This window comes from Cellulomonas sp. P4_B5_2, assembly GCF_056402235.1.
Map to the genome: position 1 here is coordinate 1 of NZ_JBFUHU010000066.1, position 12,825 is coordinate 12,825.

General features: G+C 73.5%; 13 protein-coding genes. 3 read left to right on the forward strand and 10 right to left on the reverse strand.

What is annotated here, in order from left to right; translation table 11 throughout:
* The 9 genes from AC1DUQ_RS06680 to AC1DUQ_RS06720 form a co-directional block, all read right to left on the reverse strand.
* Nucleotides 1-266: ATP-binding cassette domain-containing protein (locus tag AC1DUQ_RS06680; protein WP_477073533.1), on the reverse strand; the 266-nt coding region annotated here is incomplete at its 3' end.
* Nucleotides 263-1,282 (reverse strand): permuted SH3 domain-containing protein, encoded by a 1,020-nt coding sequence (locus AC1DUQ_RS06685; protein ID WP_477061501.1) that lies wholly within the window; start codon nucleotides 1,280-1,282, stop codon nucleotides 263-265. The genes AC1DUQ_RS06685 and AC1DUQ_RS06680, both read right to left, overlap by 4 nt.
* Nucleotides 1,283-1,443: 161 nt before the next feature.
* Entirely contained in the window at nucleotides 1,444-2,328 is an 885-nt protein-coding gene (locus AC1DUQ_RS06690) for a hypothetical protein (protein ID WP_477073534.1), read from the reverse strand.
* Between the two features lie 81 nt (nucleotides 2,329-2,409).
* On the reverse strand, nucleotides 2,410-3,609 hold the full coding sequence (gene galK, locus AC1DUQ_RS06695) for a galactokinase (RefSeq protein ID WP_477061503.1): 1,200 nt from the start codon (nucleotides 3,607-3,609) through the stop codon (nucleotides 2,410-2,412).
* Nucleotides 3,606-4,781, reverse strand: a complete 1,176-nt coding sequence (gene galT / locus AC1DUQ_RS06700) for a galactose-1-phosphate uridylyltransferase (protein WP_477073535.1) — start codon at nucleotides 4,779-4,781, stop codon at nucleotides 3,606-3,608. The genes galK and galT overlap by 4 nt, the downstream gene beginning before the upstream one ends.
* Nucleotides 4,778-5,563 carry a DeoR/GlpR family DNA-binding transcription regulator gene (locus tag AC1DUQ_RS06705; protein ID WP_477061505.1) on the reverse strand — a complete coding sequence of 262 codons (786 nt, stop codon included), beginning with the start codon at nucleotides 5,561-5,563 and terminating at the stop codon, nucleotides 4,778-4,780. The genes galT and AC1DUQ_RS06705 overlap by 4 nt, the downstream gene beginning before the upstream one ends.
* Before the next feature lie 209 nt (nucleotides 5,564-5,772).
* The gene (locus AC1DUQ_RS06710) at nucleotides 5,773-6,912 is read right to left on the reverse strand and encodes an Mrp/NBP35 family ATP-binding protein (protein ID WP_477061506.1); all 1,140 of its coding nucleotides are present in this window, start codon (nucleotides 6,910-6,912) and stop codon (nucleotides 5,773-5,775) included.
* A gap of 26 nt (nucleotides 6,913-6,938) precedes the next feature.
* Complete coding sequence (locus tag AC1DUQ_RS06715; protein ID WP_477061507.1) at nucleotides 6,939-7,475, reverse strand: DUF1003 domain-containing protein; 537 nt, start codon at nucleotides 7,473-7,475, stop codon at nucleotides 6,939-6,941.
* Nucleotides 7,468-8,775, reverse strand: coding sequence for a magnesium transporter MgtE N-terminal domain-containing protein (locus AC1DUQ_RS06720; protein WP_477073536.1), 1,308 nt, complete (start codon nucleotides 8,773-8,775; stop codon nucleotides 7,468-7,470). The genes AC1DUQ_RS06715 and AC1DUQ_RS06720 overlap by 8 nt, the downstream gene beginning before the upstream one ends.
* Nucleotides 8,776-8,869: 94 nt before the next feature.
* Here AC1DUQ_RS06720 and AC1DUQ_RS06725 point away from each other — a divergent pair, with 94 nt between their 5' ends.
* Complete coding sequence (locus AC1DUQ_RS06725; RefSeq protein WP_477061509.1) at nucleotides 8,870-9,571, forward strand: YflT domain-containing protein; 702 nt, start codon at nucleotides 8,870-8,872, stop codon at nucleotides 9,569-9,571.
* Between the two features lie 195 nt (nucleotides 9,572-9,766).
* Here the strand turns inward: AC1DUQ_RS06725 and AC1DUQ_RS06730 are convergent, their stop codons facing one another.
* A complete protein-coding gene (locus AC1DUQ_RS06730; RefSeq protein WP_477061510.1) occupies nucleotides 9,767-11,293 on the reverse strand; it encodes an aminopeptidase P family protein in 1,527 nt (508 codons plus the stop codon).
* Between the two features lie 38 nt (nucleotides 11,294-11,331).
* On the opposite strand from AC1DUQ_RS06730, the gene AC1DUQ_RS06735 reads away from it, so the two are divergent.
* Nucleotides 11,332-12,174, forward strand: coding sequence for a PHP domain-containing protein (locus AC1DUQ_RS06735; protein ID WP_477073537.1), 843 nt, complete (start codon nucleotides 11,332-11,334; stop codon nucleotides 12,172-12,174).
* A complete protein-coding gene (locus AC1DUQ_RS06740) occupies nucleotides 12,171-12,794 on the forward strand; it encodes a MarC family protein (RefSeq protein WP_477061512.1) in 624 nt (207 codons plus the stop codon). The genes AC1DUQ_RS06735 and AC1DUQ_RS06740 overlap by 4 nt, the downstream gene beginning before the upstream one ends.
* Nucleotides 12,795-12,825: the final 31 nt, after the last annotated feature.

The window sequence follows — 12,825 nt, forward strand, 5'->3', positions numbered from 1 at the left end:
CCGAAGTCCCGCCCGCGGCGCTTGGTGCGCGTGCCGTTCGAGAGCTTGCCGATCGGCACGCCCTCGAGCAGGTACTGGCCCGTGGTCGGCGCGTCGAGCAGGCCGAGGATGTTGAGCAGCGTCGACTTGCCGGTGCCGGAGCGGCCGACGATCGCGACGTGCTCGCCCGCGTCGACCGAGAGGGTCACGCCCTGGAGGATGTGCAGCAGCCGGTCGTCGGGCAGCCGGACCGTCCGCGTGACGTCGGTGAGCTCGAGGAGGCTCATCCGCCGCACACAGCCGGGTCGTAGTTGAGGGTGCAGTCGACCGGCTTCCCGGCGCCGCCGGGCACCGGGATGAACTCGAGGATCGTGTCGCCCGCGGCCAGGCCCTCGGTGATCTGCACGTTCTCGCCGTCGGTGAGGCCCAGCCCGACGGGCCGCTTCTCGTCGCTGCCGTCGGCGGCGACCACCCAGACGTTCCCCTTCTGGACCGTGCCCTGCACCGCCGTGATCGGGACGACCACCACGTCGGCGGCCGTGCCGTTGGTGATCTCGACCGACGCGCCGAGGCCGGGAAACGCCGTGACGCCCGCCGGGATCGCGCACGTGACCGTGCCCGACGCGCTCGTGACCCCGGTGGAGTCGGGTTCGGAGCCCGTGGCGGGGGCTGCGCCGACGCGCAGCCCGGTGCAGTCGAACGGTGCCGGCCCGCCCGTGAGCGTGACGCTGGCCTGGGTCGGGGCGCCCACCAGGCGGTACTGCTGGTCGGGGGTGAGGGTCCCGGTGACCGAGAGCGTGCCGGGGGCCACCTTGCCCACCTCGTCACCGACCGAGACCACCTGGTCCTTGAGCGTGGGCAGCGACAGGGTCCCCGCGACCGGCGCCTTCACGGTCTCGATCACGACCTTCGGTTTGCGCTCGGTGGTGGTCACCTCGCCCGTCTCCGGGTTCGTCTTCACGATCGGGTCCTGCGGGGTCTCCTGCCGGATCTCCAGGATGGGAGCGCCCGCGGCGACCGCCGCGCCGTCCGCGGCGAGCAGCTTGGACACCGTGCCCGCCAGCGTGGCCCGCACGACGACGGCCGGGTCGGAGGTGACCGACGCCTGCACGGTCACCGCGTTGGTCACGGTGCCGGTCGCCACCTCGACGGTCGGCTCGACGATCGCCCCGGTGGGCTGCAGGGAGTTGTCGACGGTGCTGACGTCCGCACCGGCGAACGCGATCTTCACCAGGGCGGCCGCGATGATCGCCCACAGGATCAGGCGGATGGTCGGGAAGATGATCCGGCGGGTGACCCCCACGGTCGGGCTCCTCGTTGTCGATGGGACGGCCAGCGGTGCGACCGGAACGTACCGACCCCGCGCTGATCAGGGGATCCGTCGGGAGGATGATGTGCGTCCGGTATCGCGGGCCAGACACTACTGCGCGGTGCGTACTAGACGTCAACCACCGTCGCGGCGTGTCACGACGGCGAAGGTGCAGGCCAGCTCAGCTCCCACGCGTCCAGCTCGGCTCGGTGCTCGTCGACGTAGGTGCGCTGCGCGACGGCGACCAGCCCGTCCCGGGTGCGGGTGAGCCCGACCTCCTCGTCGCACCCTCGTTCGGTCGTGGCCAGCTGGATCTCCCGCTCGAGCAGCGCCGGTCGGACGTCGACCGGGATGCTCCCCGACCCGGTGGACTGGTACGGCGCGACCTCGTCCGCGATGAGGCGCATCCCGTCGCCGAACGCGTCCAGCTCGGGATGGCCGCGCTCGGCGGCGCACGCTCGCCACTGCGTGGCGGCGGCGGTCACCTGCGCGTCGTCGTCGACGGCGTCCTCGATCCGGGTCGTCTCGTCCCGGAAGTGCTGGTAGGTGGCGTCCTCCCACCACGTCCACGCGGCCTGGTCCGCCGGCCCTGCGCAGCCGTCGACGTCGGCCTGCGGGTCGTCCGCCGCCGCGCCGAGCAGCGCCTGGTCGTAGGCGGTGCGCTCGGCCTCGGACATGGCCGCGAGCGTCTCCTCGTTCGGGTCCGGGGCTGCGGTCGACACCGCGGTGCCGACGCCGTCGACCAACCCGTAGCCGTGCTCCTCCGCCCACGCCAGGGTGGAGTGCTCCGCGGTCACCTCGACCAGCTCGGAGTGCCAGGCGCCCTCGGGGCGAGGCACGTAGTCGAAGCCTTCCGCGTGCATGCAGGACGCGATCGCCTCCTCGGCGGCGACCGCGCGCGCGTGGTCCCCGGTCTGCATCCTCGCCGCGTACTCGCCGAGGTAGTCGCTCAGCGGACCACCGCCCTGCGCACCCGAGGCGCYCGAGCACCCCGCGACCAGGACGAGACCGACCACCGTCGCCGCGCGCGCACCCCGCATGACGCAGGACGCTACGAGCGCGCGACCGTGGCTCGCATCGAGCGCGGGGCGGACAACGAAACCCGCCGCTCGTTCGTCAGGTCAGGACGCGGCGCCCGCGGCCGTCGCCACCAGGAACGCCGGTGCCCGCAGACCCTGCGCCGCGAACGCGTCCGCGACCGCCTGAGCCACTCGGTCCACCTCGTCCGCGGCGACCAGCGCGATCGCGGACCCGCCGAACCCGCCCCCGGTCATCCGCGCTCCCGTGGCACCCGCCTCCCGAGCGGTGTCGACGACGAGGTCCAGCTCCCGGCACGACACCTCGTAGTCGTCGCGCAAGGAGGCGTGCGACTGGTTCATCAGGGTGCCGACGAGCCCGACCTCGCCGGCGTCGAGCAGGGCGACGAACCAGGTGACCCGGTTGATCTCGTTGACCACGTGCCGGACGCGGCGCACCTGGACGTCGTCGTCCAGCTTGCCGAGCGCCCACTCCAGGCCGCGGGGGTCGTCCGAGATCTCGCGCAGCGTGTCGACGCCGAGGCGCTCCGCCGCCGCCTCGCACGACGCGCGGCGGGCCGCGTACTGACCGTCCACGAGGGCGTGCTCGGCGCGGGTGTCGACGACCAGCAGGGCCAGGTCGTGCGCGGCGAGGTCGAAGGGGACGTGCCGGACGGAGCCGTCGAGGCAGTCGAGCAGGAGGGCGTCACCCTCCTGGGCGCGAAGGGCGGCGGCCTGGTCCATCCCCCCCGTCGGCGCCCCGGCGATCTCGTTCTCGGCGCGCACGCAGAGCGACGCCAGCGTCGCGCGTCCGTCGTCGGACCCCGCCAGGCCGAGCGCGAACACGGCGTCTAGGGCGACAGCCACCGAGGCCTCGAGCGCGGCGGACGACGAGAGCCCGGCGCCGTACGGCACGCACGAGTCGACCGCGACGTCGAACCCGGAGACCGTGTGCCCCGCCTGGCGCAGCGCCCACGCGACGCCGACGACGTAGCCGGCCCAGCCCTCGACCGTGCCGGGTGCGACGTCCGCCAGCTCGATCGTCCGCAGCCCGGCGGGCTCCTGCGCGGAGACGAGCCGCACCGTGTCGTCGTCTCGCCGCCGCAGGGCCACGTAGGTGCGGTGGGGGAGCGCGATGGGCAGGCAGAGGCCGCCGTTGTAGTCCGTGTGCTCGCCGATGAGGTTCACGCGGCCCGGCGCCGACCAGGTGCCGTCGGGCTCCGCCTCGAACCGGGTGCGGAACAGCCCGGCGGCGCGGTCGGCGCCCTCGGCGGGGGTCCAGGCCTCGAGCCACTCGGGTGTCATGCCAGCTCCTGCAGTCGGGTCGCGATGCGCTCGGGGGTGGTGTCGCTGATCCAGGCACCCATGCCGGACTCGACGCCCGCAAGGTACTTGAGCTTGCCCGGCGCGCGCAGCACCGAGAACAGCTGCAGGTGCAGGCGGGAGTCGTCGCGACCCTCGCGCACGGGGGCCTGGTGCCAGCCGGAGATGTACGGCAGCGGGATCGCCTCGCCGTCGGGGCCGACGAAGAACCGGTCCAGCCGCTGCAGCAGCGACAGGTAGACGGTCGACAAGTCCTCGCGCTCCGCGTCGGTCAGCGCCGGCAGGTCGGGCACGTCGCGCCGCGGGGCCAGGTGCACCTCGACGGGCCAGCGCGCCGCGAACGGCACGTACGCCACCCAGTGCTCAGACTCCAGCACGATCCGCTCGCCGTGCGCCAGCTCGGCGTCGAGCACGTCGCGGCCCAGCAGGCGGCCGGTCTGCTCCCGGTGCGCACGCGCCTGCGCGAGCATCGCGGTCGTCTTCGGGGTGAGGTACGGGAACGCGTAGATCTGCCCGTGCGGGTGGTGGAGAGTGACGCCGATCTCCTTGCCGCGGTTCTCGAACACGAACACCTGCTCGATGCCCGGCAGAGCGTTCAGCGCCTCGGTCCGCTGCGCCCAGGCCTCGACGATCGTCCGCATCCGGCCCGGCGTCACCGTGCTCAGCGACGCGGTCGAGTCCGACGAGAAGCAGATGACCTCGCAGCGGCCCGCGGCCGGGCGGACGGTCCACAGGGGCGCGCCGTCGCGCTGCACCGGGACGTCGGGGATACCCGGCACGGCGAGCAGCGACGGGAACCRGTTCTCGAACACCACGACGTCGTAGTCCTCCGCCGGGATCTCGCCGTCCTGGTAGACCGCGCCGGGCTTGGCGGGGGCGAGCGGGTTGGCGTCGGCCGGCGGCAGGAACGTGCGGTTCATGCGCTGGGCGGMCATCGGGATCCACTCGCCCGTGAGGGGGTCGCGGCGCAGCTCCGGGCCGGTGACCGGCTGCGGGACGCCGTCGGCGTCGGGGACAGGGGCGAACCGGTCGACCAGGGGGCGTGCGTCCTCGAGCGTGCGGGTGGCCGCGCCGGAGACGTAGGGCTCGGAGTCGTCGAAGTAGAGCAGCTCCCGGCCGTCGGCGAGCGTGGTCGTGGTCAGTCGGACGGTCACGGGGTGGCTCCAGAGGTGTCGACCAAGACCAGGGTGGTCGCGGTCAGGTGTCGTCGGGCGTCGGCGGGCAGGCCGTCGTCGGTGAGCAGGGTGTCGACGTCGTCGAGCGGGGCGATGCGGGCCAGGCCGACCACCCCCCACTTCGTGTGGTCGGCGAGCACGGTGGTCGCCGCTGCGCAGGCCATGAGCGCGCGGTCGGTGGCGGCCTCCGCGAGGTTCGGGGTGGTCAGGCCGTGGGCGTCGAGCCCGTGCACGCCGAGGTAGGTGCGGTCGACGCGCAGGCTCGCCAGCGTGGCGTCGGCGACAGGGCCGACGAGCGCGTCGGACGGCGTACGGACTCCGCCGGTGAGGATCACCTCGATGCCGTGGGCGCCGTGCAGGGCGTCGGCGATCCGCAGGCCGTTGGTGACGACCGTGAGCGGACCGATGCCCGAACCGGCGAGCAGCTCGGCGAGCAGGTACGTGGTGGTGCCGGCGGAGAGCGCGACGGCCTGCCCGGGCTCGATCGTCGCCAGCGCCGCGCGCGCGATCGCCGCCTTCTCGGCGCCCGCCCAGGAGCGCTTGGCCTCGAAGCCCGGCTCGTCGGTGGGTCGTCCGGGTGCGTCGGGGGCGACCGCTCCGCCGTGCACCCGCCGGACCAGGCCGGCCCGGGCCAGCTCCGCGATGTCCCGCCGGACCGTCATGTCCGAGACGTCGAGGCGCTCCACCAGGTCGGCGACCCGCGCGGCACCCTCGGAGCGCACGGCGGCGAGGATCCGCTCCTGGCGCTGGGAGGCAAGCACCCGAACAGCATCGCACTCAAACAAACAAACTTCAACACGCGCTGGTCTCGATGCCGGCCGGCGATCTGCGACGTCCGCACATGAGGCTGCTCTGGCGCTCGGATGTGCGGACGTCGCGGGAGAGTGCTGGGCAACGTCCGCACATCGGGTCGCCAGGGCGCTCGGACGTGCGGACGTCGTGCTCGCTACCGCGGGGCGCGCGTCGAGCGTCAGCGCCCTGCGGGGGTCAGACCCAGGGAGCGGCCCGCCAGGCCGCGGCGGCGGGCGGCCAGGGAGCGGGCGACCTCGCGCAGAGCCTGCGCGGCGGGGGAGTCGGGGGCGCTGAGCACCACCGGGGTCCCGTCGTCGCCGGCCTCGCGCAGCCGGACGTCGAGGGGAACCTGGCCGAGCAGCGGGACGTCCCCGCCCGTGATCCGGGTGAGGTTGTCGGCGACGGTCCGCCCCCCACCGGAGCCGAAGATCTCCAGCCGCGAGCCGTCCGGCTGCTCGAGCCACGACATGTTCTCCACCACGCCGACCACGTGCTGGCGCGTCTGCACGGCCACGGACCCGGCACGCTCGGCGACCTCCGCGGCGGCCACCTGCGGGGTGGTGACGACGACGAGCTCGGAGCTCGGCAGCAGCTGCGCGACGGAGATCGCGATGTCCCCGGTGCCGGGCGGCAGGTCGAGCAGGAGCACGTCGAGGTCGCCCCAGAACACGTCGGCCAGGAACTGCTGCAGCGCGCGGTGCAGCATCGGCCCGCGCCACACGACCGGCTGGCCGGGCGGCACGAACATGCCGATGGAGACCACCAGGACGCCGAACGCCTCGGGCGGGAGCAGCATGTCGTCCACCCGCGTCGGCTGCCGGGTGACCCCGAGCATGCGGGGGATCGAGAAGCCGTAGATGTCGGCGTCGACGATGCCGACCTTCAGCCCGTCTGCCGCCATGGCGACCGCGAGGTTGGCCGTGACGGAGGACTTGCCGACGCCGCCCTTGCCGGACGCGATCGCGTACACCTTGGTCAGCGACCCGGGCTGCGCGAACGGGATGACCGGCTCGGTGTCGGTCCCGCGCAGCAGCGTCCGCAGCGCTGCGCGCTGCTCGGGTGACATCACACCGAACACCACGGACACGTCCGCGATCCCCTCGACGGAGGCCGCCGCGGCGCTGACGTCGCGCGTGAGCGTGTCCTTCAGCGGGCAGCCGGGGGTGGTCAGGTCGATCCCGACGGTCGCGCGCGCGCCGTCGACCTCGACGGAGCGCACCATGCCGAGCTCGGTGATCGGGCGCTTGATCTCCGGGTCGAGGACGTGTGCGAGCGCCTCGCGGATGGCAGCGAGCAGGGGGTCGGTGGGGTCCGGCATGCGGCCCATCGTAGGCGGCGAGCGGACTAGCCCCGGGGGGCCTTCCGTCCCCGTTCCGACGGCTCCGGGCTCTTGTCGGGCTCGGCATCGCGCTCCGCCGTGAGGTCCTCGAGCATGTTGCGCAGCTCGGAGCGGACGAAGTCGCGGGTGGCCACCTCGGACAGGGCGATGCGCAGCGCCGCCATCTCGCGCGCCAGGAACTCGGTGTCCGCGAGGTTGCGCTCGGAGCGCTGCCGGTCCTGCTCGGCCTGCACGCGGTCGCGGTCCGTCTGCCGGTTCTGCGCGAGCAGGATCAGCGGGGCGGCGTACGACGCCTGCAGGGAGAGCACGAGGGTGAGGGCGGTGAACCCGTTGGCCGCCTTGTCGAACCGCAGGTCGTCCGGGGCGTACACGTTCCAGGCGATCCAGACGAGGCAGAACAGCGTCAGGTAGATGATGAACCGCGGCGTGCCCAGGAACCGGGCGATGCTCTCCGAGATCTTGCCGGACGCGTCCTCGTCCAGCTGCGGCTTGCGGATGAACCGGCGCCGCGTCTCCAGCGGGGTGTCGAGGCGCTCAGCCACGGGTCACCCCCGGCCCCGGCCCGCCGAGCACGCCCGTGCCCGAGAAGTTGCCCTCGTCGTCCGTCTCGCGCCAGTCCTCGGGCAGCAGGTGGTCGAGGACGTCGTCGACGGAGACCACCCCGAGCAGGCGCTTCTCGGAGTCCACCACCGGCAGCGCGAGCAGGTTGTAGGTGGCCAGGTTGCGCGTCACGGCCAGCAGCGGGGCGTCGACGGGGATGGACTCGATGTCGGTGTCGACGATCGAGCCGATGGCCTCGTGCGGGGGCTCGCGCAGCAGCCGCTGCAGGTGCACGACGCCGATGAACCGGCCGGTGGGCGTCTCCAGGGGCGGTCGCGCGACGAAGACCATCGACGCCAGCGCGGGCGTCAGGTCCTGGCGGCGCACGTGCGCGAGCGCCGCGGCGATGGGGGTCTCCGGCCCGAGGATCACGGGTTCGGTGGTCATCAGACCGCCCGCGGTGTTGTCCTCGTAGGCGAGCAGGCGCCGGACGTCCTTGGCCTCCTCGGGCTCCATGAGCTCGAGGAGCTCGGCGGCCTGCTCGTCGGGCAGCTCGCCGAGCAGGTCGGCGGCGTCGTCGGGCTGCATGGCCTCGAGCACGTCCGCGGCGCGCGTGCGGGCCAGGCCCTGCAGGATGCCCACCTGGTCGTCCTCGGGCAGCTCCTCCAGCACGTCGGCCAGCCGCTCGTTGTCCAGCGCGCTGGCCACCTCGAGCCGTCGCGTGAGGCCGAGGTCGTGCAGGACGTCCGCGAGGTCGGCCGGCTTGAGGTCCTCGTACTGCGCGAGCAGCAGCTCGGCGCCCTGGGYGGCGCTGGCCTGGCCGAGCCCGGTGACCTCGTCGACCGAGACCAGCAGGGTCTCGCCGCGTCGGCGCAGGATTCCTCGCCCGCCCGGCGGCTGGCGGCGGACGAAGATCTTCGAGATGACCCAGTCGCCGTTGCGCTGGAGCTCGATGGCGACGTCCTCGATCGTGGCCGGGCCGGAGCCGTCGACGAACTCGACCGTGCGGTCCAGCAGCTCGCCCACGGCGAGGGTCTCGARCGCGCGCTGCTCGAACCGGCGCATGTTCACCAGGCCGGTCGAGATGACCTGCCCGGAGTCGATGGAGGTGACGCGGGTCAGGGGGAGGAACACGCGCCGTCGGGCGGCCACCTCGACGACGAGCCCGACGGCCCGGGGCATGCCCTTGGGGCGCACCAGCACGACGACGTCGCGCACCCGTCCCACCTGGTCACCGAGGGGGTCGAACACGTTGGTCCCGGCAAGGCGCGCGACGAACACCCTGGTCCCGACGCTGCTCACGTCGGCCAGCCTAGACCGGGCTCCGGCTGCCGGCCGCCGCCATGCCGGTCGTCCGGGCCTGGCGATCCCTGCGACGCTGGGGGAGGATCGCCGCATGTCGTTCTCCGGTAACGCTCGTGCCCCGCGCACCCCCACGCCACCGCAGGGTGAGACGGTCGCGTCCTACGCCACCTACCTCGAGGCGCAGAAGGCGGTGGACCACCTCGCGGACAAGGCGTTCCCCGTGCAGCTGGTCACGATCGTCGGCGCCGACCTCAAGATGGTCGAGCGCGTCACCGGGCGCCTCTCCTATCCTCGGGTGGCCCTCGGCGGGTTCCTGTCCGGCGCCTGGTTCGGCCTCTTCGTCGGCCTGCTGCTCAGCCTGTTCACCACGCCGGGCGCGCAGAGCCCCTTGGTGCCCGCGATCTTCATCGGTGGCGCCTTCGGGCTGCTGTTCTCGGTGATCACGTACTCGTTCACGCGGGGCAAGCGGGACTTCACGTCGACCAGCCAGATCGTCGCGTCGTCCTACGCCGTGCTGTGCCGGGCGGAGCAGGCGCACAAGGCCCGCGAGCTGCTGCGGGAGATCGGTGGCGTCCAGTCCGGCTGGCCCGCGCGGCCGGCCGCCCCGATCACCACCACCAGCCCGTCGGATCCGTCGGCTGCGTACCCGCCGGCTGCGGCCCCCGCGGACCCGTGGGGCTCTCCGACCGTGCCGCCGGTCGCGCCGCCCGGACCACCCGCTCCGCCGACCGGACCGCCGTCCGACCAGCCCGTGCCTCCGCCCGCGCCGAGCGTGCCTCCGCCCGCGCCCTGAGCCGGGCGGCCCGGCGCTCGCGGAAGGTCGGCTCCGGGTCGACCTGCGGGGCGTCGGGGAAGCCGCTGCGTGCCTCCCGGAGCGTCGCGGCCTTCGAGAACAGCAGTGCGAGGTTCGGGCCGTCCATGTCTGCCTCCTGTGTCGGGGATGTCCCTCTCACAGGTGGTGACGCGGGCGGGCGCGCCCGATCGACACTCAGCGGGCGAGCAGTCCCGCCATCCATGCCTCGATGGCGTCGGGCTCGCGGGGCAGGGCCGCGGACAGGTTCTCGTTGCCGTCGGACGTGATGAGCACGTCGTCCTCGATCCGCACGCCGATGCCCCGGTACTCCTCCGGCACCAGCAGGTCGTCCGACTTGAAGTACAGGCCGGGCTCGATGGTGAACACCATGCCGGGCTCCAGCACGCCGTCGAGGTAGAGYTCGGCCCGGGCGACCGCGCAGTCGTGCACGTCGAGGCCCAGGTGGTGGCTGGTGCCGTGCACCATCCAGCGGCGGTGGTGCTGGTTCTCGGGCAGCAGCGCCTCCTCGGCCGTCACCGGGAGCAGACCCCACTCCTCGAGCCGCTCGGCGATCACCACCATCGCGGCCTCGTGCACGTCGCGGAACCGGGCACCCGGCACCGCGGCCGCGAAGCCGGCGTCGGCGGCGTCCAGCACGGCCTGGTAGATCCGGCGCTGCACCTCGGTGAACTCGCCGTCGATCGGGAGCGTCCGGGTGACGTCGGCCGTGTAGAGCGAGTCGACCTCCACGCCGGCGTCCACCAGGACCAGCTCGCCCGGCGTCACCTGGCCGTCGTTGTCGATCCAGTGCAGCGTCGTGGCGTGGTCGCCGGCCGCGGCGATCGTCTCGTAGCCGACCGCGTTGCCCTCCTGGCGGGCGTGGCCGACGAACGTGCCCTCGATGACGCGCTCGCCGCGCCGGTGCGCGACCGCCTGCGGCAGCGCGCGGACGATCTTCTCGAAGCCCTCGATCGTCGTGTCGACGGCGAGCCGCATCTGCTCGATCTCGTGCGCGTCCTTGACCAGCCGCAGCTCGGACAGTGCCTCGGCCAGCCGCTCGTCGCGCTGCCCGGCAGCCTCGGTGGCGCGGATCTCCTCGACCAGCTCCTCGATCGCCTCGTCGGCCTCGGGGACCACCCGCACCTGCACGCCGTCCTCGCCGACGTCCTTGGCCAGGGCGTCCCGCAGGTCGTCGAGGTGCGCGGTGCGGATCCCGGTGAGCGTCTCCAGGTCCTCGAGCGTCGGGCGCGCGCCCACCCAGAACTCCCCGGAGCGCGAGTCGGAGAAGAACTCCTCGGTGTCCCGGCCGGCCAGCGGGCGCATGTACAGGACGGCCCGGTGGCCGCCGCCGTCGTCGCCGGTGCCGTCCTCGACCGGGTGCAGGACCAGCACGGCGTCCGGCTCCTGCTCGGCGCCCAGCCCGGTGAGGTGAGCGAACGCGGAGTGCGGGCGGAAGCGGTAGTCGGTGTCGTTGGAGCGCGGCCGGTGAGTGCCGGCGGGGATCACGAGCCGCTCGCCCGGGAACTGCGCGGAGAGGGCCGACCGGCGCGCGGCGGTGTGGTCGGCCGCGGGGCCGCGCTGCAGGGCCGACGGCGGGCGCTCGCCCCAGCCGGAGGTGACGAACCGCAGGAACTCCGCGGAGCCCGGCCGCTGGGACCGGTTGCTACCCCGGTCGGCGAGCGGCTGGGTGGGGGCGGTCTCCGGCGTCAGGTCCTCACTCATGGCGTCATCCTCCCACCCGTCCCGGTTACCGTGACCCCGTGCGCATCGACCTCCACACCCACTCGACGGCGTCGGACGGGACGGGCGCACCCGCGCAGGTGGTGGCGGACGCGGCCGCGGCGGGTCTCGACGTCGTCGCCCTGACGGACCACGACACGACGGCCGGCTGGGCCGAGGCGGAGCAGGCGGCGCACGTGCACGGCATCGTGCTGGTCCGGGGGACCGAGGTGTCGGCCCGGTCCAGCGGCATCAGCATCCACCTGCTGTCCTACCTGCAGGACCCGACGCATCCCGCGCTGACCGACGAGCTCGACCGGACGCGCGACGCCCGCCTGAACCGTGCCCGGCAGATCGTGGAGCTGCTCGCCGTCGACGTGCCGATCACCTGGGAGGACGTCCTGGAGCAGGCGCGCGACGCCGTCGTCGTCGGACGGCCGCACATCGCCGACGCCCTGGTCGCACGTGGCGTGGTGCCGGACCGGGACGCCGCGTTCGTGCACCTGCTGGCCTCGGACGGGCCGTACCACGTGCCGCACTACGCCCCCGACGGTCCCGCGGCCGTCCGTGCCATCCGCGAGGCCGGCGGGGTGCCCGTCTTCGCACACCCCGGCGCCGACGCCCGCGGCCGGATCGTGCCCGACCGCGTGTTCGACCGCCTCGCCGCCGCCGGCCTCGGTGGCCTCGAGGTGGACCACCGCGACCACTSACCCGCCCAGCGGATGCGCCTGCGGGGCATCGCCGACCGCCTCGGCCTGCTGGTCACGGGGTCGAGCGACTACCACGGTGACGGGAAGGCCAACCGGCTGGGGGAGAATCTCACCGCGCCCGAGGTGCTCGCGGCGATCGAGGAGCGAGGGACCACCGACGTGATCAGACCATGACCGACGTGTTCGACGCCTATCTGTTCGCGTCGGTGTTCATCACGCTGTTCGTGATCATGGACCCGCCCGGGGTGGTGCCGATCTTCCTCGGCCTCACCGGTGCGATGACCCGCCAGCAGCGCAACCGCGCCGCGCGGCAGGCAGTGCTGGTGGCCCTCGGGGTGATCGTGGCGTTCGCCCTGTTCGGGCAGTCGCTGCTCGACTACATGCACATCACGCTGCCCGCCCTGCAGGCCTCCGGCGGGCTGCTCCTGCTGCTCATCGCCATGGAGCTGCTGACCGGGAAGATGGAGGAGCCGCAGCCGTCGGGCAACGGGAAGGTCAACGTCGCGCTCGTACCGCTGGGCACGCCGCTGCTGGCCGGCCCCGGCGCCATCGTCGCCACCATGGTCTTCGTCCAGCAGTCCGACAAGACCGTCGCCGACTGGACCGCCATCGCCGCCGGGGTGGTCGCCGTGCACGTGGCGCTCTACCTGGCGATGCGGTTCGCCAACGTCATCCACCGCATCCTGGGCGACTCCGGCACCATCCTGGTCACCCGGATCGCCGGCCTGCTGCTCGCGGCCATCGCCGTCCAGCTCGTGGCCGACGCGGTGACCGCGTTCATCCAGGCGGCATAGCGAGAGGGCGCGTGCTCCGCTGAGCACGCGC